This window comes from Ramlibacter sp. 2FC (assembly GCF_005503345.1).
GTDB lineage: Bacteria > Pseudomonadota > Gammaproteobacteria > Burkholderiales > Burkholderiaceae_C > SCMQ01.
Genome location: NZ_SCMM01000063.1, coordinates 1 through 23,896, shown reverse-complemented (window position 1 = coordinate 23,896; position 23,896 = coordinate 1). Strand labels below are relative to the sequence as shown.

Sequence of the window (23,896 nt, the reverse complement as noted above, 5' to 3'; positions counted from 1 at the left end):
CGGCACCACCGTGCCGCTGCGCCGCCTCAAATGAGCTTGCCGGATCGCGCCATGTCGCCCCCTCCCCTGCCCCCCCTGAGCGAAGACGAACTGCATGCCCTGGTCGACGGTCGCCTCGCGCCCGACGAGCGCGAGGCCCTGGAGACGCGTCTGGCCGAGGACCCCGCGGCAGCGGCCCAGTTCGCCGCCTGGCGCGCCCAGCGCGAGGCCCTGCGCGCGCTGCACGGGCCGGTGCTGCAGGCGCCCGTGCCGCCCGCGCTACGGGCGGCGGCCGCGCGCACGGCCGCCGTGCAGCAGCAGCTGAACCAGTGGTGGCGCTGGGGCGGCATGGCGGCCGGCCTGCTGCTGGCCTTCGGCGTCGGCTGGCTGTCGCACGGCCAATGGCAGGCGCGGCCGCAGGCAGCGGGCGTCCTCGCCCAGGCGCGGGCCGGTCAGGAATTCGCGCGCCAGGCGGCGCTGGCCCATGCGGTGTTCTCACCCGAGGTCCGGCACCCGGTCGAGGTCACTGCCTCGGACCAGGCGCATCTGCTGCAATGGTTGTCCAAGCGCCTGGGCCGGCCGCTGAAAGTACCCGACCTGTCGGCCCAGGGCTACGTGCTGGTGGGCGGGCGGCTGCTGCCGGGCGGGGACGGCGCGCGCGCCCAGTTCATGTTCGAGCAGGCCGGCGGCGCGCGCCTGACCCTCTACCTCGGGGCGCTGGCGGCTCCGGGCAGCACGCCGCCTTCGGAGACCGCCTTCCGCTTCTTCAGCGAAGGGCCGGTGGCCGGTTTCTACTGGGTGGACCAGGGCTTCGGCTACGCGCTGTCGGGGCCGTTGCCGCGCGCGGCGCTGATGCCGCTGGCCGAGGCGGTCTACCGGCAGCTCTGAGGCGCAGCGCTCAGCTGAGGCCGCGCAGCGGATGCGCGTGCGCGGGCCAGGGGCTGACGAAGAACGGCTGCCACATGGCCGGCGTGACGTCCTCGATGCGCGCCGGGCTCCAGCGCGGCCGCTGGTCCTTGTCCACCGCCAGCGCGCGCACCCCTTCCACGGTTTCGCTGGCCGCGCCGGATCGTCCCAGGTGCGCGGCGTGGAAGCAGTGGCGCACCAGGTCGCGCTCCATGCGCAGGTCCTCGGCCAGGCCCATGCGGCGCGCGCGGCGGACCTGCTCCAACACCACATGCAGCATCAGCGGCGAGCGTCGGCGCAGCAGCGCGGCCGTTTCGCGCGCCCAGTCGCCGGGATCGGCCTCCAGGGCCTGGACGATTTGTACCACGCTGTCCAGCGCGAAGAAGCGGTCGACGGCCTCGCGCGGCCAGCCCGGCACCTGGGCCGGCGCCGCGTACTGGGTGGTCAGCCAGCGCTCGACCGCCTCGCCGGTCTCGAAGGGCGTGGCCGCCAGACGGTCCCACAGGGCCGGCAGTACCCCCGAGGGCACGCATCCGTCGGCCAGGCCGGCGGACACGGCCTCGGGGCCCGAGATCGCGTGGCCGGTGAGCGCCAGGTATTCGCCCAGGCGTCCGGGGCAACGGCTGAGGAAATAGCCGCCGCCCACGTCCGGGAACAGGCCGATGTTGGTCTCGGGCATGGCCATGCGGGTGCGCTCGGTCACGATGCGCACGCTGCCGCCCTGGCTGATGCCCATGCCGCCGCCCATGACCACGCCGTCCATGAAGGCGATGTAGGGCTTGGGGTAGGTGTGGACCAGGTGGTTGAGCGCGTATTCCTCGCTGAAGAAATCCTCCAGCTCGGGGTTGCCCGCCAGTGCCGCCTCGTGGAAGAAGCGGATGTCCCCGCCCGCGCAGAAGGCGCCGAACGGCCCCTCCTTGCCCATGCCGCGCACCGCCACGGCCAGCACCTGGGGATCGTCGCGCCAGGCCAGCAAGGCCGCTGCGATCTCGCGGATCATGGCCAGCGAGAGCGCGTTCAGCGCCCGCGGGCGGTTCAACGTGAGCAGGCCCATACGGCCCTGCAGTTCTGCGATCACTTCAGACATGCCGGCTTCTCCATCCAAGCAATTCGTTGACGGCCAGCGCGCCGATCACCAGGACACCGCCGGTCAGCACAGTGGGGGTTGGCACCTCGCTGGCCCCCAGCCAGGCCAGGGCGATGCCGAAGAGGACTTCGAGCAGGGCCAGCAGAGCCACTTCGGGCGCCTTGAGCACGCGCGCGCAGATCACCGCAAGCGCGCAGGGAATGGCCAGCTGTACCAGGCCGAGCAGGGCCAGCCAGGCGACGTCGGTCGCCGTGGCCACGAAGGGAAAGGACAGCGGCAACGTGGCCAGAGTGGACAGGACAGCGCCCAGCAGCACCGAGGGCACGAGGTCCAGCTGCTGGCCCTGGGCGTGACTGTGCTGCACCAGCGTCCACTGCACCGCCCCGGCCAGGGGCACGCACAGCGCCACCAGCAGGCCCAGCGTGGTCGCGCCCTGCCCCAGCTCGAGCTGGCTGCCATGCATGTAGGCGATGCCGGCGCCGGCCACGGCGATCGCGGCCCAGGTGCGCGGCGGCAGACGGTGGCCGATGAACAGCCGTGCCAGCAGCGCGGTGAGCAGAGGGCCGACCGACATGGTCACCAGCACGTTGGCCACGCTGGTCAGCGTGAGCGCCACCATGAAGGCGGTGAACATCACGCTCCAGCACAGGCCCGACAACCAGAAGTAGGCGCTGCGCCAGGGCAGTCCGCGCAGGGCCTGCCGGCCCCGCCACAGCGGCAGGATCAGCAGCAGCGACAAGGCCGTGAACAGGCTGCGCCAGAAGGTCACTTCGAAGCTGCGTGCCTGCTCGAGCTGGCGCGTGACGACGCCGGCGATGGACCACATCAGAGTCACCGCCACCATCAGAGCAACCGCCTGACCGTGCCGCAGCTTCACCGATCAGGCCGCCTCGCGGCTGGCGCGCTTGCGATCGTGTTCCTTGAGGTGGCGCTTGCGCAGCCGGATCGACTTGGGCGTGATTTCGACCAGCTCGTCGTCCTCGATGAACTCGACACCGTATTCCAGCGTCAGCTCGATCGGCGGCGTGATCTTGATCGCGTCTTCCTTGCCGGAAACCCGGAAGTTGGTCAACTGTTTGGTGCGCGTGGCGTTGACCACCAGGTCGTTGTCGCGGCTGTGGATGCCGACGATCATGCCCTCGTACACCGGGTCGTTGGCGCGCACGAACATGCGGCCGCGGTCGTCGAGCTTGCCCAGCGCGTAGGTGAAGATCTCACCGTCGTCCATGGAGATCAGCACGCCGTTCTTGCGGCCGCCGATGTCGCCCTTGTGCGGCTCGTAGCGGTCGAAGATGTTGGAGATCAGGCCGGAGCCGCGCGTCAGGTTCAGGAACTCGTTGGTGAAGCCGATCAGGCCGCGCGCCGGGATGCGGTATTCCAGGCGCACACGGCCACGGCCGTCCGGCTCCATGTTGAACAGTTCGCCCTTGCGCTCGCCCAGGGCCTGCATCACGCCGCCCTGGTGCTGCTCCTCGACGTCGATGGTCACCATCTCGATGGGCTCGTGGCGTACGCCATCGATGTCCTTGAGCACGACTCGCGGCTTGGACACCGCCAGCTCGTAGCCTTCGCGGCGCATGTTCTCCAGCAGGATGGTCAGGTGCAGTTCGCCGCGGCCCGAGACTTCGAAGACCCCTTCCTCGTCGGTTTCCTTGACGCGCAGCGCCACGTTGGACTGCAGCTCCTTCTGCAGGCGGTCCCACAGCTGGCGGCTGGTCACGTACTTGCCTTCGCGGCCGGCCAGCGGCGAGGTGTTGACGCAGAAGTTCATGGTCAGGGTCGGCTCGTCGACCTTGAGCATGGGCAGCGGCGCCGGATCATTGGGGTCGGTGAGGGTCACGCCGATGCCGATGTCGGCAATGCCGTTGATCAGCACGATGTCGCCCGGGCCGGCTTCGGTCACCTGCACGCGGTCCAGGCCCTGGAACGTGAGCACCTGATTGATCCGGCCCTTGAAGGAATTGCCGTCCGGACCTTCCATCACCAGCACGTCCATGGAGGGCTTGAGGGTGCCGGCGTTGATGCGGCCCACGCCGATGCGGCCGACGAAGCTCGAAAAGTCGAGCGCCGAAATCTGCAGCTGCAGCGGCGCGGCCGGATCGCCCTCGTGCGCCGGCACATGCTGGAGCACGGTGTCGAACAGGGCCGACATGTCGGGGCCCCACTGCTCACCCGGCTCGCCCTCCTCCAGCGACGACCAGCCGTTGATGCCCGAGGCGTAGACCACGGGGAAATCCAGCTGCTCGTCGGTGGCGCCGAGCTTGTCGAACAGATCGAACGCTGCGTTGACCACGTAGTCGGGACGGGCGCCGGGCTTGTCGACCTTGTTCACCACCAGGATGGGCTTGAGGCCCAGGGCCAGCGCCTTCTTGGTCACGAAGCGGGTCTGCGGCATCGGGCCCTCCTGGGCGTCGATCAGCAGCACCACGCCGTCCACCATGGACAGGGCGCGCTCTACCTCGCCGCCGAAGTCGGCGTGGCCAGGGGTGTCCACGATGTTGATGTGGGTGCCCTTCCAGCTCACGGCGCAGTTCTTCGCCAGGATGGTGATGCCGCGTTCGCGCTCGATGGCGTTGTTGTCCATCACGGTGTCGACCACCTTCTCGTGCTCGGCGAAGGTGCCGGACTGGCGCAGCAATTGGTCGACCATGGTGGTCTTCCCATGGTCGACGTGGGCGATGATGGCGATGTTGCGAATCTGCTTGCTCATGGTTTTTTCCTCTATGCCGGGCCTTACGCAGTTTGTAGGGCTTGCGGCGAACGCTCCAGAATTTGTTGAACTTCCAGCGGACTCAGCAGGCGCTGCGGGATCAGCTCGCCGGCCTGGACATGGGCGCTGCCCAGCAGGGCACGCGGGCGCTCGCCGAACACCGCCACGCGGGCGCTGTCCGGCCAGGGGCCGCGGCGGCGCATGCCGCTCAGGAAGCGCCCCGCATTCTCCGCGTCCAGTGTGACTGGCTGATGGTCGGGCAGCAGCGCCTCCACCGGTTTGAGGCAGGCCAGGCGCGCGGCCTCGTCCATGGCCTCCAGCGCTTCCAGCGTCACGCACTGCGACAGCTCGAACGGCCCGGTGGCCGTGCGGCGCAGCGCCGTCAGGTGGCCGCCGCAGCCCAGCGCCTCGGCGATGTCCTCGCCCAGGGTGCGGATGTAGGTGCCCTTGCTGCAGGTCACGCGCAGGCGCAGGCTGGGCGCCTCGCCCGTGAGCTGCGCCTCTAGCAGCTCCAGCGCGTGGATGACGACATCGCGCGGCTCGCGCGCTACGGTCTCGCCTTCGCGCGCGTATTCGTACAAGGCCTTGCCGTCCTTCTTGAGCGCGCTGTGCATGGGCGGCACCTGACGGATAGCGCCGGTGAACTGGTCCAGCACCTGCACGACCTGTCCAATCGAACAGGCCACGGGGCGCACCGAAAGCAGCTCGCCCTCGGCGTCCGCCGTGCTGGTGCGCACGCCGAGGCGGACCGTGGTCTCGTAGGTCTTGTCGGCGTCCAGGTGCAGCTGGCTGAACTTGGTCGCCGCGCCGAAGCACAGCGGCAGCACGCCGGTGGCCAGCGGATCGAGCGTGCCGGTGTGGCCGGCCTTCTCGGCGCGCAGCAGCCACTTGGCCTTCTGCAGCGCGTTGTTGCTCGACAGCCCATAGGGCTTGTCCAGCAGCAGCACCCCGTGCACGGGGCGCCTCACGACCCTCGTGCGCGGCGCGTTCATCTTCTCAATCGTCTTTGGCGCGCGAGGACACTGCCTTGGCGATCAGGGCGTTCATGTCGGCCGCACGCTCGGTGGTGCGGTCGAACACGAAATGCAGCGTCGGCACGGTGTGGATGTGCAGGCGCTTGAACAGGCCGTTGCGCAGGAAGCCGGAGGCCGCGTTCAGGCCCTGGGCGGTCTCCACCGGGTCGCCCTTGAGCAGGCTGAAGAACACCTTGGCGTGCGCGTAGTCGGGCGTGACCTCGACCGCATTGATCGTGACCATGCCCACGCGCGGGTCCTTGAGCTCGCGCGCGATCAACTCGGCCAGATCGCGCTGGATCTGGTCGGCCACGCGGAAGCCGCGGTTGGGGGTGCTCGAAGCCTTGCGTGCCATTTACAGCGTCCGCGCGATTTCCTTGATCTCGAAGAACTCCAACTGGTCGCCGACGGCGATGTCGTTGTAGTTCTTGAGCTTGATACCGCACTCGAAGCCTTCCTTGACCTCGCGCACGTCGTCCTTCAGGCGCTTGAGCGACTCGAGCTCGCCGGTGTAGATGACCACATGGTCGCGCAGCAGGCGGAAGCGCGCGCTGCGCGTGACCTGGCCCGAGGTGACGTAGGAGCCGGCCACCGTGCCGATCTTGGACGCCACGAACACGGTGCGGATTTCCGCCGTGCCGATGACCTCCTCCTTCTGCTCGGGCGCCAGCATGCCCGACATCGCCGCCTTGAGCTCGTCCACGGCGTCGTAAATGATGTCGTAGTAGTGGATGTCCACGCCATTGCCCTCGGCCAGCTTGCGCGCGCCCGCATCGGCGCGCACGTTGAAGCCGATCACGACGGCCTTGGAGGCGATCGCCAGGTTGATGTCGGACTCGCTGATGCCGCCCACCGCCGCATAGACCAGCTGCACCTTGACTTCCTCGGTGGACAGCTTGAGCAGCGACTGCGCCAGCGCTTCCTGCGAACCCTGCACGTCGGCCTTGATGATGATCGGCAGGGTCTTGACCTCGCCGGCGGCCATGTCGGAGAACATGTTCTCCAGCTTGGCGGCCTGCTGCTTGGCCAGCTTGGTGTTGCGGAACTTGCCGGCGCGGTAGGTCGCGATCTCGCGCGCGCGGCGCTCGTCGACCATCACCATGAACTCGTCGCCGGCCTGCGGCACCTCGGTCAGGCCCTGGATCTCCACCGGGATCGAGGGGCCGGCCGTCTTGATCGGCTTGCCGTTCTCGTCCAGCATGGCCCGCACGCGGCCGTAGGTCTGGCCGGCCAGCACCACGTCGCCGGTGTTCAGCGTGCCCGACTGCACTAGGGCGGTGGCCACCGGGCCGCGGCCCTTGTCCAGGCGGGCTTCGATCACCAGGCCCTTGGCGGCTGCAGCCACCGGGGCCTTGAGCTCCAGCACCTCGGCCTGCAGCAGCACCTGCTCGAGCAGCTCGTCGATGCCCTGGCCGGTCTTGGCCGACACGGGCACGAATGGCGAATCGCCGCCGTACTCTTCGGGCACGACTTCCTCGACCACCAGCTCCTGCTTGACGCGGTCCGGGTTGGCGTCGGGCTTGTCGATCTTGTTGATCGCCACCACGATGGGCACGCCCGCGGACTTGGCGTGCTTGACCGCCTCCTTGGTCTGGGGCATGACGCCATCGTCGGCCGCCACCACCAGGATCACGATGTCGGTGGCCTGGGCGCCGCGCGCACGCATGGCGGTGAAAGCCTCGTGACCTGGGGTGTCCAGGAAGGAGATCACGCCGCGCGGGGTTTCGACGTGGTAGGCGCCGATGTGCTGGGTGATGCCGCCGGCCTCGCCAGCCGCCACCTTGGCACGGCGGATGTAGTCCAGCAGCGAGGTCTTGCCGTGGTCCACGTGGCCCATCACGGTGACCACAGGCGCACGCGGCAGGGCCTCGGCCTGCTGCTGCTGCACTTCCTCTTCGGTGAAGGCCTCGGGGTCGTCCAGCGCCGCCACGACGGCCTTGTGGCCCAGTTCCTCGACCACGATCATGGCCGTGTCCTGGTCCAGCGGCTGGTTGATGGTGACCATCTGGCCCAGCTTCATGAACTGCTTGATGACCTCGGAGGCCTTGATGGCCATCTTGTGCGCCAGCTCGGCCACGGTGATGGTCTCGGGCACATGGACCTCGATCACGCGGGATTCCGCCGCTGCCGCCGGGGCATGCCCCTCGCGGTCGCGCTCGTTGCCGCGGCGTCCCCTGGGGCCGCTGCGCCAGCCGCCACGGCCCACGCCGCCACTGGCGTCGCCGCGCGTCGGAATGGCCTTCTTCTTGGCGGGGTCACCGGCCCAGCTGGAGGACAGCTTGGCCGACTTGACTTCCTTCTGCCCCCCGGGGGCGGCCGGGCTGGCCGCCGGTGCAGCCGCGCCCGGACGGGCGCCGGGGCCCGGCGCGCCGGCCGGCTTGTGCAGCGTGCCCTTCATGGCAGGCTTGGGCTCCTCGGGCTTGGGCGGCTCGGGCTTCTTGGCCACCAGCACGCGCTTGGGCGCGTTCATCATGGCGCGGATGGCTTCGGCCTCGGCCAGCGCCTTGCGGCGCCGCTCATCGAGGTCGCGCGCACGCGCAGCCTCTTCCTCGGCGCGCGCCTTGGACTCGGCTGCAGCCTTGGCGGCGGCTTCGGCGGCGGCCTGGGCCTTGGCGTCGGCCGCGGCTTGCTGCGCCGGGGCGGGGGCTGCGGGGGCGACGACCACCTCCTGGGCCTCCTGTTTCATGCGCGCCTGCTCGACCGCCTTGGCAGCGGCCTCGGCAGCGGCCTTTTCCGCCTGGGCGGCCAGCTCGCGCTCGCGCGCTTCCTGGGCCTCGCGCTGGCGGCGCTTTTCGGCCAGCTCTTCCTCCTGGCGGCGCAGCAGTTCGGCCTGGCGGCGCGCCTCTTCCTCGCGGCGGGCGAGTTCGGCTTCGTCGATTACCGGCGCGCTGGGCAGCTCGACCTCGGATTCGGGCGCCTCGGCGACCGCGGGCGCGGCCAGGTCCTCGTCGCGCTTGATGAAGGTGCGCTTCTTGCGCACCTCGACCTGGATGGTGCGCGCCTTGCCGGTGGCGTCGGCCTGCTTGATCTCGCTGGTGGACTTCTTCATCAGCGTGATCTTCTTGCGCTCGCCCGTGGCCGTGCCGTGGCTGGCCTGCAGGTAGCTGAGCAGCCTGTGCTTGTCGGACTCCGTCAGCGCATCGGTGGGCGCGGACTTGCTCACGCCGGCCGAGCGCAGCTGGTCGAGCAGGGTTTCAGTGGATTTCTTGAGTTCGCTGGCGAACTCGGCGACTGTGGTGCTGGACATATTCGGTTCGTGCCTCCATGACCATTACTCTTGACCCGCGAACCAGTGTTCGCGTGCCTTCATGATCAAAGCCGTCGCTTCCTCCGCGGACTGGCCGGTGATATCAGTGAGTTCGTCGACGGCCAGGTCGGCCAGTTCGTCGCGGGTGTGCACGCCGGCTTCGGCCAGCTTGGCAATCAGTTCGGGCGTCAGGCCCTGCAGGTCGCGCAGGTCCTGGGACACTTCCTCGACGCTTTCCTCGCGGGCGATCTCCAGCGTCAGCAGCGCGTCCTTGGCGCGGGCGCGCAGCTCGTTGACGGTGTCCTCGTCGAAGCTCTCGATCTCCAGCATTTCCTGGATCGGCACGTAGGCCACCTCTTCCAGGCTGGCGAAGCCTTCCTCGATCAGGATGTCGGCGATCTCCTGGTCGACGTCGAGCTTCTCCATGAACAGGGCGCGGATCGTGCCGGTTTCCTCGGCCTGCTTCTGGGCCGACTCCGCCGCGTCCATGATGTTGATCTTCCAACCGGTCAGGTCGGAGGCCAGACGCACGTTCTGGCCGCCGCGGCCGATGGCGATGGCGAGGTTCTCCTCGTCGACCACCACGTCCATGGCATGCTTTTCCTCGTCCACGACGATGGAGGACACGTTGGCCGGCGCCAGGGCGCCAATCACGAACTGGGCCGGGTCCTCGCTCCACAACACGATGTCCACGCGCTCGCCGGCGAGCTCGTTGGTCACGGCGTTGACGCGCGTGCCGCGCACGCCGACACAGGTGCCGATCGGGTCGACACGCCTGTCGTGCGAGAGCACGGCGATCTTGGCGCGGCTGCCGGCGTCGCGGGCGCAGGACTTGATCTCCAGCAGGCCTTGCTCGATCTCGGGCACTTCCTGGCGGAACAGCTCGATCATGAACTCGGGCGCCGAGCGCGACAGGATGATGGGCGCGCCGCGCAGCGTCAGGTCCACCTCCATGATCATGGCGCGCACGCGGTCGCCGTTGCGCAGGTTCTCCTTGGGGATCATCTCGCCGCGGCGCAACCGGCCCTCGACGCGGCCGCTCTCGACGATGATGTCGCCCTTGTCCATGCGCTTGACGGTGCCGACGAAGATCTTGTCGCCGCGCGACATGAAGTCGTTGAGCAGCATCTCGCGCTCGGCGTCGCGGATTTTCTGCAGGATGACCTGCTTGGCCGCCATCGCGCCGATGCGGCCGATGGGCAGGGACTCGATAGCCTCCTCGATGTACTCGTCGACCTCGATGTCGGGGATCTGCTCCTTGGCCTCGAACAGCAGGATCTCCTGCTCGGGCAGCTGCAGGCCCGCCTCGTCGGGCACCACGTGCCAGCGGCGGAAGGTCTCGTAGTTGCCGGTGTCGCGATCGACCGCCACGCGGATGTCCACCTCACCCTCGTAGAGCTTCTTGGTGGCCTGCGCCAAGGCAGCCTCCACGGCTCCAAAAACCACGTCGCGCTCGACGTTCTTCTCGCGCGAGATGGCCTCCACCAGCATCAACAATTCGCGATTCATGCCACAACTCTCCTTATCCAATGTCGTCCTGGGCCCGGGCGGCCTGCCGCCCTCTCGGCCCGCCACCCTTACCGCCGGCGTCGCCGTCAGGCCTGGGGTGGCGCATCCTTGGGCCTGCGCCCCTTGAAATCCACCACTGGCGCGAGGCGTGCCTCGCGCAGCTCATCGAGCGTGAAACCCAGCGCCTGCAGCGGTGCCGGCGCCTTCTTCTTGCTCACACGCTGGCCCGGCTTGACCGCAGGTTCGTCGCTCCAGACGATCTGCCAGCCCGCCCCATCGGCCTGCGGGGTGCGCTCGAGCGTGCCGCGAAATTTCTTGCGGTTGGCGCTGACCTGGCCAGCCGCGGCCGCGCCCATGGGCGCCTTGAGCGTGATGTCGACCAGCGAGCCGACGAAGCGCTCGAAATCCTTCTCGTGGCGCAGCGGGCGGTCGATACCGGGCGAGGAAACCTCCAGCCGGCGGTAGTCGGCCCCGTCGACCTCAAGCGCGAATTGGAGTTGGCGGGTGACCTTCTCGCAGTCCTCCACCGTCACGAAGCGCTCGCCGGACGCATCCGGATCCCAGGGCAAATCGATCGTGATGCGCAGCAAGCCACCGGCGGAGCGTTCGATCTCCACCAGGTCGTAGCCCAGTCCGGACACGGTTTCTTCAACGATTTGCTGTAGCGCCACGCAGTTTCTGTCTCAGTCTTGAAAATAGATGTGAGCCGATCGACCAAAAAAAACGGGCGGTGATTACCCGCCCGTTTGGTCGTGAAGCTAGCATTGTAATGCAAAACTCGGCAAAAGCAGCTTGATTCCTAAGGATGTTGCCCTCTGCCGGGCCCGCTTTCAGCCGGCGGCGGCCACCAGCATGCGGGTGTAGGCGTGGCGTGGCGCGGCCAGCACGGCCTCGGCCGGGCCGGATTCGACGACCGTCCCCTCCTGCATCACCAGCACCTGGTGCGCCATGGCCCGCACCACGTCCACATCGTGCGTGATCAGCAGGTAGCTCAGCCCCCGCTCACGCTGCAGGCGCTGCAGCAGGGCCAGCACCTGCTTCTGTATGGTCACGTCCAGGGCGCTGGTGGGCTCGTCCAGCACCAGCAGCCGCGGCCCCACCACCAGGGCGCGGGCCAGGGCGATGCGCTGGCGCTGGCCCCCGGAAAACTCGTGCGGGTAGCGCGCCAGCAGGCCCGGGAATTGCGCCGCCCCCAGCCCCACGTCGGCCAGCGCCTCCAGCACGCGCTGGCGGCGCTCGGCCGGGCCGAGCCGAGGCGCATGGATCTCGAGCCCCTCGCCCACGATCTCCTCCAGGGTCATGCGTGGCGAGAGCGAGGAAAACGGGTCCTGGAACACCACCTGCATCACGCGGCGCAGCGCCTGGTCTGACGCGTCCCCCTGCGCCCAGCGCTGGCCGGCGATCTCCAGCTCGCCGTCGCTGGCCTGCAGGCCCAGCGCCGCCAGGGCCAGCGTGGACTTGCCGGAGCCGGATTCGCCGATCACGCCCAGAGTCTGGCCCGGCGCCAGGCTGAACTCGGCGTCGCGCAGGGCGACGAAGCCGCCGCGGCGGAACCAGCCCCGAAAGCCCGGCAGCGGCACCGGGTAGGTCACGCCCAGGCCGCGCGCCCGCAGCACCGGCGCTGCGCCCGGCGTGGGGGGCGCCGCTGCCAGGTCGCGGGCGGGCCGGCTGTCGATCAGGCGCCGCGTGTAGTCGTGCTGGGGCGCCGCGAACACCTGGGCCACCGGGCCCTGCTCGACGATGCGGCCGTCCTGCATGACCGCCACACGGTCGGCGAAGCGCCGCACCAGGTTCAGGTCGTGCGTGATCATCAGCACCGCCATGCCGTTCTTGCGCTGCAGCTCGGACAGCAGGTCCAGGATCTGGCCGCGCAGCGTGACGTCCAGTGCCGTGGTCGGCTCGTCGGCCAGCAGCAGCCGTGGCCGGCAGGCCAGCGCCATGGCGATCATGGCGCGCTGGCGCTGGCCGCCCGAGAGCTGGTGGGCGAAGGCCTGGGCCCGCCGCTCGGGTTCGGCGATGCCGGTCTCCGCGATCAGCGCCACGGCCTGCCGCACCGCTTCGGTGCGGCCCAGCCCCTGCTTGAGCTCGAGCACCTCGGCGATCTGGTCGCCGATGCTGAACAGCGGGTTGAGCGCCGTCATGGGCTCCTGGAAGATCATCGCGATTTCGGCGCCCCGGATGCCGCGCAAGGCCTGCTCGGGCAGGGCCAGCAGGTCCCGTCCGTCGAAACGGGCCTGGCCGCCGACGCGCGCGTTCAGCGCCAGGCGCAGCAGGCTCAGGGCGGTGACGGTCTTGCCCGAGCCCGACTCGCCGACCAGGGCCAGCTTCTCGCCGGGCCGGATGTCGAAGCTGACGCTGCGCACCACCTCCTTCCCGTCGAAGGCCACCGACAGGTCCCGCACCTCGAGCAGCGTCGCCTGGTCGCTCATTGCGGCGCCTTTCGCGGGTCCAGCGCGTCGCGCAGCGCGTCGCCCATGAAGGTCAGCAGCAGCAGCGTGAGCACCAGCACACCGAAGGTGGACAGCGATATCCACCAGGCGTCGATGTTGTTCTTGCCCTGTGCCAGCAGCTCGCCCAGCGATGGCGTGCCGGGCGGCACGCCCAGGCCCAAGAAGTCCAGCGAGGTCAGCGCCAGGATGGCCGCGCTCATGCGAAACGGCAGGAAGGTCACCACCGGCGTGAGGCTGTTGGGCAGCACATGGCGCCAGATGATCTGGCCGTTGCTCAGGCCCAGGGCGCGCGCCGCGCGCACGTAGTCGAGCTGGCGGTTGCGCAGGAACTCGGCGCGCACATAGTCGGACAGGCCCATCCAGCCGAACAGGCTCAGCAGTACCAGCAGCAGGCCCACGCTGGGTTCGAACACGGCGGCGAAGATGATCAGCAGGTAGAGCTCGGGCATGGAGCCCCATATCTCGATGAAGCGCTGGAAAGCCAGGTCGGTCCTGCCGCCGTAAAACCCCTGGACCGCGCCCGTGAGCACGCCCAGCAGCACGCCGATCACCGTGAGCGCGAGTGCGAACAGCACCGAGATGCGAAAACCGTAGAGCAGGCGCGCCGCCACGTCGCGCCCGCGGTCGTCGGTGCCCAGCCAGTTGTCGGCCGAGGGCGGCGCCGGGTTCGGCTCGCGGGCGAAGTAGTTGATGGTGCTGTGGTGGTAGGGGTTGGGCGGGTACAGCGCGAAGTTGCCGGGCTTGGCGAACTGCTGCTGGATGAAGGGGTCCAGGAAATCCGTGGGGGTCTCGAAGTCCCCGCCGAAGCTGGTCTCGGGCAGGCTCTGCACGATGGGGGCATACCAGCGCCCTTCGTAGCGCGCCAGCAGCGGCTTGTCGTTGGAGATCAGCTCGGCGCCCAGGCTCAGCAGGAACAGGGCGCCGAACAGCACCAGGCTCCAAAAGCCCATGCGGTTGCGCTTGAAGCGCAGCCAGGCGCGTTGGCTGGGAGACAGGGACACAACGGTGCTCATGCAGGCAGACTTCCAAACATCGACCCCGCGGGCTCGGGGAGGCCCGGTGGCCTGTGCCGCTCGTGTCCCCCGGGCTGGCTGCGCCAGCCCTCCTCCTTGACCTCGCTCTGCAGGCCACCGGGCCTCCCCGAGCGGACGAAACGCTGGCGCACCACCGTCGGCGCGCCTGCGAGTCGGTTGCCCGAGGATGCGGGGTGAAGGCGAAGCGAAGTAAGAGCCTGGTCACGGTCTGTATGGGGTCGCGTTGGGACGCAATCGGGATGAGTTGACCGCCAAGACCTGCCGCATGGGCTGATGCCCATGCAAGGGGATTGGTGGGCAAATCGCCCGCTCGCACAGCCGGTCGGCTGTGCGCCGGGCGCTTCGGCCCCAAGGGAGGGCGCAAACGCGACCGCGTTTGCGGCGTCCCAACCCGAAGGGCAGGTGTCTTTTCGGGCGGTCTGCGGCGTTGCGATGCTTGCCAATAGCTCGGCTATTGGCAGCGCATCGCGCCTTGCATCCCATATCGAAAAGGCACCTGCGCGGCCCCATACAGACCGTGAACAGGCTCTATGGGCGCAGCCCTGGTCGGGGGACATGAGCGCAGCCTTCACCCCGCGTCCTCGGGCGCGAGGTACCGGCCGAAAAAACAAGCGCTCAGTCGAATTTGACACGTGGATCCACCCAGACATAGCAGAGGTCCGAGATCAGCTTGGTCACCAGGCCGATCAGCGTGAACAGGTACAGCGTGCCCAGCACCACGGGGTAGTCGCGCCGGATCACCGACTCATAGCTCAGCAGGCCCAGGCCGTCGAGCGAGAACAGGGTCTCTATCAGCAGCGAGCCCGTGAAGAAGGCGCCGATGAAGGCGGCCGGAAAGCCGGTCACCAGGGGAATCAGCGCGTTGCGCATCACATGCTTCCAGAGCACGCGGCGCTCGCTCAGGCCCTTGGCGCGCGCCGTCAGCACGTACTGCTTGCGGATCTCCTCCAGGAAGGCGTTCTTGGTCAGCATGGTGGTGACGGCGAAGGCACCCAGCACGCTGGCCGTGACCGGCAGCGTGATGTGCCAGAGGTAATCCACGACCTTGGCGCCCCAGCCCAGGCTGTCCCAATGGCTGGAGGTCAGGCCGCGCAGCGGGAACCATTGCAACTGCCCGCCGAAGATCACCAGCAGGGCCACGCCGAGCACGAAGCCCGGAATCGCATAGCCGACCAGCACCACCAGGCTGCTCAGCGTGTCGAAGCGGCTGCCCGCGCGCACCGCCTTGGCGATGCCCAGCGGCACCGAGATCAGGTAGCTGAGGAAGAAGGTCCACAGCCCCAGGCTGATCGAGACCGGCATTTTTTCCTTGACCAGGGTCCAGACGTCCTTGGGGTAGAAGAAGCTCTTGCCCAGGTCGAAGCGCGCGAACTGCCCCAGCATTTGCCAGAAGCGCTCGTGGGCCGGCTTGTCGAAGCCGTACAGGGCCCGGATCTCGGCAATGCGCGCCGCGTCCACGCCCTGGCGGCCGCGGTAGCCGGCGCCGCCCGCGGCCGCGCCCTCGCCGCCCGTGTCGCGCCCTTGCAGTTGGGCCACCATCTGCTCGACCGGCCCGCCCGGCACGAACTGGATCACCACGAAGGTCATGAGCAGCACGCCCAGCAGCGTGGGCACCATCAGCAGCAGGCGGCGCGCGATGTAGGCGAGCATGGTCAGCCTCCGCCGAGCCGCCTCAAGGAGGCTGAGGCCCCCTCGGGGCCGGGCCGAAGCGTCATGCCTCGGAACGTGCATAGCGCAGGCCCGGCATGGGCTCGCTGCACTGTACAGCTTCGCGCACGGACGTTGCGCGAGCCCAGCGAATACACGAAGTGACGAGCGTGGGGGCTCTTCATTTCATTCCTTTGCGGTTGGCCTCGCTGGCCCACCAGGTGCTGGTGATCCAGACCTCGGGCTGGTAGTAGCGCGGCGTCACGTCGGGCCGCTCGAAGCGGCCGGCGCGCCAGGCCACGCGGTGCACGCCGCCATACCAGTGCGGCACCACGTAATGGCCGAAGCGCAGCACACGGTCGAGCGCGCGCACGCCGGCCACGAGCTCGGGCCGGGTGCGCGCGGAGATGATGCCGTCGAGCAGCGCGTCCACCGCCGGGTCCTTGACGCCCATGATGTTGGCCGAGCCCTCGGTGTCGGCCGCGCGCGAGCCGAAGCGCTCGAGCAGCTCGGTGCCCGGCGCCTCGCTGCCCACGGTGCGGTTGCTGACCACCTCGAAGTCGAACACGTCCATGCGCTTTTGCAGGATGGCGAAGTCGATCACCTTGTAGTTCACGGCGATGCCGAGCTTCTCGAGGTTTTTTGCGAAGGGCGTGACCACCCGGCCCATGGAGCCGGAGTTGTCGAGAAACTCGATCGTGAAGGGCTCGCCACGCGCGTTGCGCAGCGCGCCGTCGCGATAGGTCCAGCCGGCCTCGGCCAGCAACTGGCGCGCGCGGCGCAGGTGGTCGCGCAGGGTCTGGCCAGAGTCCGGTTCCAGGCGGGTCACCGGCGGCAGCGGTACCGGCTGGGTGAACAAGGCCGCCGGCAGCTGGCTGCGCAGCGGCTCCAGCAGCGCGAGTTCGTCGGCCCCCGGCAGGCCCTTGGCCTCGAAGTCGCTGGCGACGAAATAGCCGCGCACCCGGGTGTAGGCGTTGTAGAACAGCTGGCGGTTGAGCCACTCGAAGTCCATCGCCAAGCCAATCGCCTCGCGCACCCGCCGGTCCTTGAACTTGTCGCGCCGCAGGTTGAACTGGAAGCCCTGGAAGTCGCCCGCGTTGCCGTGCGCGAGTTCCTGCTTGATCAGCTCGCCGCGCTCGAAGGCTCGCCCGGTGTAGGCGCGCGCCCATTCGCGCGCGATGAAGGCCTGGATGTAGTCGAACTCGCCGGCCTTGAAGGCCTCGAGCTGGGCCGTGTTGTCCTTGTAGATCTTGTAGGTGATGCGGTCGAAGTTGTAGAGGCCGCGCCGCACGTTGAGGTCCCGCGCCCAGTAATCCGGGTCGCGCTGGTAGCTGATGTCCTTGCCGAAATTGACCTTGGCTATGCGGTAGGGGCCGCTGCCTATCGGCAGGTCCGTGACGATCTGGTCCAGCGGCTTGGGCTTGCCGTTTTCCATGCCCCAATGGCGGCTGAACACCGGCAGACCGCCGACGATCAACGGCAGCTCGGCGTTGACGCGCTTGAAATCGAAGCGCACCGTGCGCGCATCCAGCACGGTGGCGCCCTTGACCTCACCGAAAATGGTGCGGAACTGCGGCGCCGCCTCCTTGCTCGTGAGCCGGTCGAAGCTGTGCTTGACGTCGGCCGCCAGCACCGGCTCGCCGTTGTGAAAGCGCGCAGCCGGGTGCAGGCGAAACACCACCGACAGCCGGTCGGGCGCCACGGCCACGTCCTCGGCGAGCAGGCCGTAGGCCGTGGTCGGCTCGTCGAAGGTGCCGGTCAGCAGGGTCTCGAACACCAGGCCCGCCAGGCCCGGCGGCGCGCTGCCCTTGAGCGTGAACGGGTTGTACTTGTCGAAGTTCGACAGCCGCGTGGGCGGCACCAGGGAGATCTCGCCGCCCTTGGGGGCGGCCGGGTTCACGTAGTCGAAATGCGCGAAGCCGGGCGGGTACTTGACGTCGCCGAACTGGGCATAGGCATGCGCGGCCAGGGCGGGCATGGACAGGCAGGGCAGGAGCAGCAAACAGCACAGCAAACCTCGCATGCGACAATTCTGCCCAGATTTTCCCCGGAGTCCGACTTCATGACCCAAAAAACAGGCTTCCTCGCCGGCAAGAAACTGCTGATCACCGGCGTGCTGTCCAATCGTTCCATCGCCTACGGCATCGCGCGCGCCTGCCACAACCAGGGTGCCGAACTCGCCTTCAGCTACGTGGGCGAGCGCTTCAAGGACCGCATCACCGAGTTCGCCGCCGATTTCGGCTCTCAGCTCGTGTTCGACTGCGACGTGGGCAGCGACGAGCAGATCGCCAAGCTGTTCACCGACCTGTCCCAGGTCTGGCCCAAATTCGACGGCTTCGTGCACAGCATAGGCTTCGCGCCGCGCGAGGCCATCGCCGGCGACTTCCTCGAGGGTCTGTCGCGCGAGGCCTTCCGCATCGCCCATGACATCAGCGCCTACAGCTTCCCCGCCATGGCCAAGGCGGCCCTGCCCTACCTCAACGACAAGTCGGCCCTGCTGACGCTGACCTACCTGGGCGCGCTGCGCACCGTGCCCAACTACAACACCATGGGCCTGGCCAAGGCCAGCCTGGAAGCCAGCGTGCGCTACCTGGCCGAGGCGCTGGGCCCCAAGGGCATGCGCGTCAACGGCATTAGCGCGGGCCCGATCAAGACCCTGGCGGCCAGCGGCATCAAGGACTTCGGCAAGCTGCTGAACATGGTGGCCGACGCGGCGCCGATCCGCCGCAACGTGACCATCGAGGACGTGGGCAACGTCGCCGCCTTCCTGCTGTCGGACCTTGCGGCCGGCGTCTCGGCCGAGATCACCTATGTGGACGGCGGCTTCAGCCAGACCGCGGGCATCAGCCGCGACAGCGAGTCCATCGCCTGACCGCCAAGAAAAAAGGCCGGCAGCAGCGCTGTCGGCCCCGGTAGCGGCGCAGAGCGGCGGCAAGCCGCCGCGCCTCTTCAGTCGGTGGTCGCCTCTTCAGGCTCGGACTTGGCCCGGCCGTCCTTCTTGGGCAGCGGCTGGATGTCGAGAACGACCTCGTCCTTCTCGTCCAGGTCCACCGTCAGGCGCCCGCCCTCGGTCAAGCGACCGAACAGCAGCTCGTCGGCCAGCGCCCGGCGGATCGTGTCCTGGATCAGGCGCTGCATGGGGCGCGCACCCATCAGCGGATCGAAGCCCTTCTTCGCCAGGTGCTTGCGCAGCTTGTCGGTGAAGGTGACCTCCACCTTCTTCTCGGCCAGCTGGGTCTCTAGCTGCAGCAGGAACTTGTCGACCACGCGCAGGATGATCTGCTCGTCCAGGGCCTTGAAGCTCACGATCGCGTCCAGGCGGTTGCGGAACTCGGGCGTGAACAGGCGCTTGATGTCACCCATCTCGTCGCCGGCCTGGCGCGGGTTGGTGAAGCCTATCGTGGCCTTGTTCATGGTCTCGGCGCCCGCGTTCGTCGTCATGATCACGATGACGTTGCGGAAGTCGGCCTTGCGCCCGTTGTTGTCGGTCAGCGTGCCATGGTCCATGACCTGCAGCAGCACGTTGAAGATGTCCGGGTGCGCCTTTTCGATTTCGTCGAGCAGCAGCACGGCGTGCGGCTTCTTGGTGACGGCCTCGGTCAGCAGGCCGCCCTGGTCGAAGCCCACGTAGCCGGGGGGTGCGCCGATCAGGCGGCTCACGGCGTGGCGCTCCATGTACTCCGACATGTCGAAGCGGATCAGCTCGATGCCCATGATGAAGGCCAGCTGCTTGGCGGCCTCGGTCTTGCCGACGCCGGTGGGGCCGCTGAACAGGAAGGAGCCGATCGGCTTGTCACCCTTGCCCAGGCCCGAGCGCGCCATCTTGACCGCCGAGGCCAGCACCTCGAGCGCCTTGTCCTGGCCGAACACCACGCTCTTGAGGTCGCGCTCCAGGGTCTGCAGCTTGCCGCGGTCGTCGTTCGAGACGTTGGCCGGCGGGATGCGCGCGATCTTGGCCACGATGTCCTCGACCTCGGCCTTGCCTATGGTCTTCTTGCGCTTGGACGGGGTGAGGATGCGCTGGGCCGCGCCGGCCTCGTCGATCACGTCGATGGCCTTGTCGGGCAGGTGGCGGTCGTTGATGTACTTGGCGCTGAGCTCGGCCGCGGCCTGCAGCGCGGCAGCGGCGTACTTGACGTTGTGGTGCTCCTCGAAGCGCGACTTCAGCCCCTTGAGGATCTCCACGGTCTCGGCCACGCTGGGCTCGACCACATCGACCTTCTGGAAGCGCCGCGACAGCGCCGCGTCCTTCTCGAAGATGCCGCGGTACTCGGTGAAGGTGGTCGCACCTATGCACTTGAGCTGGCCGCTGGAGAGGGCCGGCTTGAGCAGGTTGGACGCGTCCAGCGTGCCGCCCGAAGCCGCACCGGCGCCGATCAGGGTGTGGATCTCGTCGATGAAGAGGATGGCGTGCGGCCGGTCCTTGAGCGACTTGAGCACGCCCTTGAGGCGTTGCTCGAAATCGCCGCGGTACTTGGTGCCGGCCAGCAGCGCGCCCATGTCCAGCGAGTAGACGCTGGACTCGGCCAGGATCTCCGGCACGTCGCCCTGGGTGATGCGCCAGGCCAGTCCCTCGGCGATCGCGGTCTTGCCCACGCCGGCCTCGCCGACCAGCAGCGGGTTGTTCTTGCGCCGGCGGCACAGGATCTGGATCACGCGCTCGACCTCGTATTCGCGGCCGATCAGCGGGTCGATCCGGCCTTCCCGAGCCGCCTGGTTCAGGTTCTGCGTGAACTGCTCGAGCGGCGAGGCCTTCTCGTTCTTCTCGCCGCCGCCCTCCTCGCTCTCGCCGGAGGACGGTTCGCTCTTGGACGGCTCGGGCGGGTCGCTCTTCTTGATGCCGTGGGCGATGAAATTGACCACGTCAAGACGGGTCACGCCCTGCTGGTGCAGGTAGTAGACGGCGTGCGAGTCCTTCTCGCCGAAGATCGCGACCAGCACGTTGGCGCCGGTCACCTCCTTCTTGCCGTTGCCGGTGGACTGCACATGCATGATGGCGCGCTGGATCACGCGCTGGAAGCCCAGCGTGGGCTGGGTGTCCACGTCCTCGGTGCCGGCGACCTGGGGCGTGTTGTCCTTGATGAAGTTGGTCAGGGACTTGCGCAGGTCGTCGATGTTGGCCGAGCAGGCCCGCAGCACCTCGGCGGCGCTGGGGTTATCGAGCAAGGCGAGTAGCAGGTGCTCCACGGTGATGAACTCGTGGCGCTGCTGCCTGGCCTCCACGAAGGCCATGTGCAAGCTGACTTCCAATTCCTGGGCAATCATGTGATTTCCTTTTGCCTTGCTGAGAGATATCTGTACCCGTATGTCAGGGGTGTTCCGGCTTATTCAACAGGCTCGCTGACGCATTGCAGCGGATGCCCGGCGTGGCGGGCCGCCTCCATCACCTGATCGACCTTGGTCGCCGCCACGTCGCGCGAATAGACGCCGCAGACGCCTTTGCCGTCCAGGTGGATCTTGAGCATGATCTGCGTGGCGGTCTCCCGGTCCTTGTTGAAGAACTCCTGGATCACGACCACCACGAACTCCATGGGCGTGTAGTCGTCGTTGAGCATCACCACCTGGTACATCTGGGGCGGCTTGACCTTTTTGGGTACGCGCTCCAGCACCACCGAACCGCTGTCGTCCTCCGCCGGACGCGCGGGCTGGACCGGTTTGGCGGGTTTGGGAGGGGTATTCGTGGCCATCAAATTCATTCTATCGAGCCTGCCTGTCCACCCTATTTTCAGGGTGAATCAGCCATGCTTTCACTATATTCCAAGCTAGGGCCTGTTAACGCCATTTCCAGGGGCGCGAACGGGCTGAATCGGGTGTCAATCTAGGCGCATGGCGCAGCCCGCACTGACGTGCGGGCAAGACGGGCAACGACGAGTGGCGCCCGATTCAGCCCGTTCCCTTCGGGTTGCGGCCAAAAAGGCCATGCGCCGCGTTGCGAAACCTCGCCGGGGTCCGACGCCTTGCGCATGGCCTTTTTGATCCGCAACGCGCTCCCTGGAAATGGCGCTAACAGGCCCTACGCGGTCGTGTTGACAATCCGCCGCCCCTTCCCGCAAACTTGCCCCGACATGGAGCAACGGAGGGCCAGCATGGCAACCGGTACAGTCAAATGGTTCAATGACGCCAAGGGCTTCGGCTTCATCGCCCCGGACGGCGGCGGCCCGGACGCATTTGCCCACTTCTCGGCCATCTCCATGGACGGCTTCAAGACGCTCAAGGAAGGCGCTCGCGTGAGCTTCGAGCCCAGCCAGGGTCCCAAGGGCCTGCTGGCGCTCAACATCCAGGCCGAAGCCGGCACCGAGTCGGGCCCGGCCTTGGCGGCCGACGCACCGCCGGCCGGCGGCTGAACGGCCTGCCCGCCCCCTCCCGAAACGAAAAGCCCGGCTCTGGCCGGGCTTTCCTGCTTGGCGCCGCGCGGCGCTTACATCTGGTCGATCATGACCTGGCCAAAGCCCGAGCAGCTGACCTGGGTCGCGCCGTCCATCAGGCGGGCGAAGTCGTAGGTCACCTTCTTGCTCAGGATGGCCTTCTCCATCGAGCTGATGATCAGGTCGGCCGCTTCCTTCCAGCCCATGTGGCGCAGCATCATCTCGGCCGAGAGGATCTCGGAGCCGGGGTTGACATAGTCCTTGCCGGCGTACTTGGGCGCCGTGCCGTGGGTGGCCTCGAAGCAGGCCACGGAGTCGGACATGTTGGCGCCCGGGGCGATGCCGATGCCGCCGACCTGGGCCGCCAGGGCGTCGGAGATGTAGTCGCCGTTGAGGTTCAGCGTGGCCACCACCGAGTACTCGGCCGGACGCGTCAGGATCTGCTGCAGAAAGGCGTCGGCGATCACGTCTTTGATGACGATGTCCTTGCCGGACTTCGGGTTTTTGAACTTGCACCAGGGGCCGCCGTCGATCAGCTGGGCGCCGAACTCGCGCTGGGCCAGGGCATAGCCCCAGTCACGGAAGCCCCCCTCGGTGAACTTCATGATGTTGCCCTTGTGCACCAGGGTGACGCTGGGCTTGTCGTTCTCGATCGCGTACTGGATGGCCTTGCGCACCAAGCGCTCGGTGCCCTCGATGGAGACCGGCTTGATGCCTATGCCCGAGGTCTCGGGGAAGCGGATCTTGGTCACGCCCATCTCTTCCTGCAGGAACTTGATGAGCTTCTTGGCCTTGTCGCTCTGGGCCGAGTACTCGATGCCGGCGTAGATGTCTTCCGAGTTCTCGCGGAAGATCACCATGTTGGTCTTCTCGGGCTCCCTGACCGGGGAAGGCACGCCCTTGAAGTACTGCACCGGACGCAGGCAGACGTACAGGTCCAGCTCCTGGCGCAGCGCCACGTTCAGCGAACGGATGCCGCCCCCCACCGGCGTGGTCAGCGGCCCCTTGATCGAGACCACGTAGTCCCGCAGGACCTGCAGGGTCTCCTCCGGCAGCCAGACGTCGGGGCCATAGACCTGGGTCGACTTCTCGCCGGCGTAGACCTCCATCCAGTGGATCTTGCGGCGGCCAGCGTAGGCCTTGGCCACGGCCGCGTCCACCACCTTGAGCATCACCGGCGTGATGTCGAACCCCGTGCCGTCGCCTTCGATGTAGGGGATGATGGGTTCGTCCGGCACATTCAGCGACATGTCGGCGTTGACGGTGATCTTCTGGCCTTGGGCAGGCACCTGAATATGCTGGTACATGGAAAAACGTCTCCGGGATATGGGAAAGCCGGCCCCCGGGCGTGCAGCTCGGTGAAACCTCTTTTTTGATTCTAGCGGCAAAGCCCGCGGGCCACGCCTGTCAACCGCCGCCTCCCGGGGCCCGTTACGGAGGAGCCTTCCTATCCCTGGAAGGAACGCAAGCCAACCTATCGAGGACTTTTGAAATGAACAAGCTCATCGCTGCCTTGATCGCCGCTCTGTTCGCCGCGGGCGCCTTCGCTCAGGCGGCACCGGCGACGCCGGCCAAGCCCGCCACCCCGGCAACGCCTGCGACGGCAGCGACGCCTGCCGCTCCGGCCACGGCCGCCACCCCGGCCACCCCGGCGACGGCCGCCGCTCCCGCCAAGGCCGACGACAAAGCCGCCATGAAGGACGACAAGAAGGCCGCCCCGACCAAGTCCAAGGCCAAGAAGAGCACCAAGAAGGCCAAGGCCACGAAGACCGAAGCAAAGAAATCCTGAGCCCCAGGCCTTTCGGTCAAAATGCCCGCCGTCGCGGGCATTTTTTCTTTGCGGTGCGCCCGGCAGGGCGCACCCACTCGGAGGTGAAAGTCCTCTACTCGCCCGGCAAGGGGAAGAGTTAGCCGAAGGCAAGGGTTTCGCGGGCGACTGCGAGTCTGAA

The 23,896-nt window shown here is 67.8% G+C and carries 19 protein-coding genes; 4 read left to right on the top strand and 15 right to left on the bottom strand.

Annotation, left to right across the window (positions count from 1 at the left end):
* Nucleotides 1–51: 51 nt before the first annotated feature.
* Nucleotides 52–867 carry an anti-sigma factor family protein gene (locus FFS10_RS20065; RefSeq protein WP_171016078.1) on the top strand — a complete coding sequence of 272 codons (816 nt, stop codon included), beginning with the start codon at nucleotides 52–54 and terminating at the stop codon, nucleotides 865–867.
* Nucleotides 868–877: 10 nt separating this feature from the next.
* Here the strand turns inward: FFS10_RS20065 and FFS10_RS20060 are convergent, their stop codons facing one another.
* The 12 genes from FFS10_RS20060 to FFS10_RS20005 all read right to left on the bottom strand — a co-directional run bounded on the left by FFS10_RS20060 (nucleotide 878) and on the right by FFS10_RS20005 (nucleotide 17,605).
* A complete protein-coding gene (locus tag FFS10_RS20060; protein WP_137896379.1) occupies nucleotides 878–1,972 on the bottom strand; it encodes an enoyl-CoA hydratase/isomerase family protein in 1,095 nt (364 codons plus the stop codon).
* Nucleotides 1,965–2,816 (bottom strand): DMT family transporter, encoded by an 852-nt coding sequence (locus FFS10_RS20055; protein WP_171016077.1) that lies wholly within the window; start codon nucleotides 2,814–2,816, stop codon nucleotides 1,965–1,967. Before FFS10_RS20055 ends, FFS10_RS20060 begins: the two co-directional genes overlap by 8 nt.
* 36 nt (nucleotides 2,817–2,852) lie before the next feature.
* On the bottom strand, nucleotides 2,853–4,682 hold the full coding sequence (typA, locus tag FFS10_RS20050; protein WP_137896377.1) for a translational GTPase TypA: 1,830 nt from the start codon (nucleotides 4,680–4,682) through the stop codon (nucleotides 2,853–2,855).
* Between the two features lie 23 nt (nucleotides 4,683–4,705).
* Nucleotides 4,706–5,674, bottom strand: coding sequence for a tRNA pseudouridine(55) synthase TruB (gene truB / locus FFS10_RS20045; RefSeq protein ID WP_137896376.1), 969 nt, complete (start codon nucleotides 5,672–5,674; stop codon nucleotides 4,706–4,708).
* A 4-nt stretch (nucleotides 5,675–5,678) separates the two neighbouring features.
* Complete coding sequence (gene rbfA, locus FFS10_RS20040) at nucleotides 5,679–6,050, bottom strand: 30S ribosome-binding factor RbfA (RefSeq protein ID WP_137896375.1); 372 nt, start codon at nucleotides 6,048–6,050, stop codon at nucleotides 5,679–5,681.
* Nucleotides 6,051–8,942: a translation initiation factor IF-2 gene (gene infB / locus FFS10_RS20035; protein WP_137896374.1), complete on the bottom strand. Its 2,892-nt coding sequence runs from the start codon at nucleotides 8,940–8,942 to the stop codon at nucleotides 6,051–6,053.
* A gap of 24 nt (nucleotides 8,943–8,966) precedes the next feature.
* A complete protein-coding gene (gene nusA, locus FFS10_RS20030) occupies nucleotides 8,967–10,451 on the bottom strand; it encodes a transcription termination factor NusA (RefSeq protein WP_137896373.1) in 1,485 nt (494 codons plus the stop codon).
* An 86-nt stretch (nucleotides 10,452–10,537) separates the two neighbouring features.
* Complete coding sequence (gene rimP / locus FFS10_RS20025) at nucleotides 10,538–11,122, bottom strand: ribosome maturation factor RimP (protein ID WP_137896372.1); 585 nt, start codon at nucleotides 11,120–11,122, stop codon at nucleotides 10,538–10,540.
* Between the two features lie 159 nt (nucleotides 11,123–11,281).
* Nucleotides 11,282–12,880 carry an ABC transporter ATP-binding protein gene (locus FFS10_RS20020; protein ID WP_137896371.1) on the bottom strand — a complete coding sequence of 533 codons (1,599 nt, stop codon included), beginning with the start codon at nucleotides 12,878–12,880 and terminating at the stop codon, nucleotides 11,282–11,284.
* Nucleotides 12,877–13,914: an ABC transporter permease gene (locus FFS10_RS23595; RefSeq protein WP_137896370.1), complete on the bottom strand. Its 1,038-nt coding sequence runs from the start codon at nucleotides 13,912–13,914 to the stop codon at nucleotides 12,877–12,879. Before FFS10_RS23595 ends, FFS10_RS20020 begins: the two co-directional genes overlap by 4 nt.
* A 636-nt stretch (nucleotides 13,915–14,550) precedes the next feature.
* Nucleotides 14,551–15,585 (bottom strand): microcin C ABC transporter permease YejB, encoded by a 1,035-nt coding sequence (locus FFS10_RS20010; protein WP_137896369.1) that lies wholly within the window; start codon nucleotides 15,583–15,585, stop codon nucleotides 14,551–14,553.
* 178 nt (nucleotides 15,586–15,763) lie between these two features.
* Entirely contained in the window at nucleotides 15,764–17,605 is a 1,842-nt protein-coding gene (locus FFS10_RS20005; RefSeq protein WP_137896368.1) for an extracellular solute-binding protein, read from the bottom strand.
* Between the two features lie 39 nt (nucleotides 17,606–17,644).
* Here FFS10_RS20005 and fabI point away from each other — a divergent pair, with 39 nt between their 5' ends.
* Complete coding sequence (fabI, locus tag FFS10_RS20000) at nucleotides 17,645–18,454, top strand: enoyl-ACP reductase FabI (RefSeq protein ID WP_137896367.1); 810 nt, start codon at nucleotides 17,645–17,647, stop codon at nucleotides 18,452–18,454.
* Between the two features lie 77 nt (nucleotides 18,455–18,531).
* Here fabI and clpA read toward each other — a convergent pair whose 3' ends face one another.
* Nucleotides 18,532–20,847, bottom strand: a complete 2,316-nt coding sequence (gene clpA, locus FFS10_RS19995; protein ID WP_137896366.1) for an ATP-dependent Clp protease ATP-binding subunit ClpA — start codon at nucleotides 20,845–20,847, stop codon at nucleotides 18,532–18,534.
* 59 nt (nucleotides 20,848–20,906) lie between these two features.
* Nucleotides 20,907–21,269, bottom strand: a complete 363-nt coding sequence (gene clpS / locus FFS10_RS19990; protein WP_171016076.1) for an ATP-dependent Clp protease adapter ClpS — start codon at nucleotides 21,267–21,269, stop codon at nucleotides 20,907–20,909.
* A 399-nt stretch (nucleotides 21,270–21,668) separates the two neighbouring features.
* On the opposite strand from clpS, the gene FFS10_RS19985 reads away from it, so the two are divergent.
* Nucleotides 21,669–21,926, top strand: a complete 258-nt coding sequence (locus tag FFS10_RS19985; protein WP_137896364.1) for a cold-shock protein — start codon at nucleotides 21,669–21,671, stop codon at nucleotides 21,924–21,926.
* 74 nt (nucleotides 21,927–22,000) lie between these two features.
* On the opposite strand, the gene icd is transcribed toward FFS10_RS19985, so the two are convergent.
* A complete protein-coding gene (icd, locus tag FFS10_RS19980; protein WP_137896363.1) occupies nucleotides 22,001–23,254 on the bottom strand; it encodes an NADP-dependent isocitrate dehydrogenase in 1,254 nt (417 codons plus the stop codon).
* Between the two features lie 185 nt (nucleotides 23,255–23,439).
* Here icd and FFS10_RS19975 point away from each other — a divergent pair, with 185 nt between their 5' ends.
* Nucleotides 23,440–23,736 (top strand): hypothetical protein, encoded by a 297-nt coding sequence (locus tag FFS10_RS19975; RefSeq protein ID WP_137896362.1) that lies wholly within the window; start codon nucleotides 23,440–23,442, stop codon nucleotides 23,734–23,736.
* The last annotated feature ends 160 nt before the right edge of the window (nucleotides 23,737–23,896 follow it).

Coding starts and splice junctions, on each gene's coding strand:
- infB (WP_137896374.1), bottom strand. CDS start 8,942: ATGTCCAGCACCACAGTCGCCGAGTTCGCCAGCGAACTCAAGAAATCC.
- FFS10_RS23595 (WP_137896370.1), bottom strand. CDS start 13,914: ATGAGCACCGTTGTGTCCCTGTCTCCCAGCCAACGCGCCTGGCTGCGC.
- FFS10_RS20060 (WP_137896379.1), bottom strand. CDS start 1,972: ATGTCTGAAGTGATCGCAGAACTGCAGGGCCGTATGGGCCTGCTCACG.
- clpS (WP_171016076.1), bottom strand. CDS start 21,269: ATGGCCACGAATACCCCTCCCAAACCCGCCAAACCGGTCCAGCCCGCG.
- FFS10_RS20055 (WP_171016077.1), bottom strand. CDS start 2,816: ATGGTGGCGGTGACTCTGATGTGGTCCATCGCCGGCGTCGTCACGCGC.
- FFS10_RS20065 (WP_171016078.1), top strand. CDS start 52: ATGTCGCCCCCTCCCCTGCCCCCCCTGAGCGAAGACGAACTGCATGCC.
- typA (WP_137896377.1), bottom strand. CDS start 4,682: ATGAGCAAGCAGATTCGCAACATCGCCATCATCGCCCACGTCGACCAT.
- rbfA (WP_137896375.1), bottom strand. CDS start 6,050: ATGGCACGCAAGGCTTCGAGCACCCCCAACCGCGGCTTCCGCGTGGCC.
- FFS10_RS19975 (WP_137896362.1), top strand. CDS start 23,440: ATGAACAAGCTCATCGCTGCCTTGATCGCCGCTCTGTTCGCCGCGGGC.
- fabI (WP_137896367.1), top strand. CDS start 17,645: ATGACCCAAAAAACAGGCTTCCTCGCCGGCAAGAAACTGCTGATCACC.
- FFS10_RS20005 (WP_137896368.1), bottom strand. CDS start 17,605: ATGCGAGGTTTGCTGTGCTGTTTGCTGCTCCTGCCCTGCCTGTCCATG.
- icd (WP_137896363.1), bottom strand. CDS start 23,254: ATGTACCAGCATATTCAGGTGCCTGCCCAAGGCCAGAAGATCACCGTC.
- clpA (WP_137896366.1), bottom strand. CDS start 20,847: ATGATTGCCCAGGAATTGGAAGTCAGCTTGCACATGGCCTTCGTGGAG.
- FFS10_RS20020 (WP_137896371.1), bottom strand. CDS start 12,880: ATGAGCGACCAGGCGACGCTGCTCGAGGTGCGGGACCTGTCGGTGGCC.
- FFS10_RS19985 (WP_137896364.1), top strand. CDS start 21,669: ATGGCAACCGGTACAGTCAAATGGTTCAATGACGCCAAGGGCTTCGGC.
- FFS10_RS20010 (WP_137896369.1), bottom strand. CDS start 15,585: ATGCTCGCCTACATCGCGCGCCGCCTGCTGCTGATGGTGCCCACGCTG.
- nusA (WP_137896373.1), bottom strand. CDS start 10,451: ATGAATCGCGAATTGTTGATGCTGGTGGAGGCCATCTCGCGCGAGAAG.
- truB (WP_137896376.1), bottom strand. CDS start 5,674: ATGAACGCGCCGCGCACGAGGGTCGTGAGGCGCCCCGTGCACGGGGTG.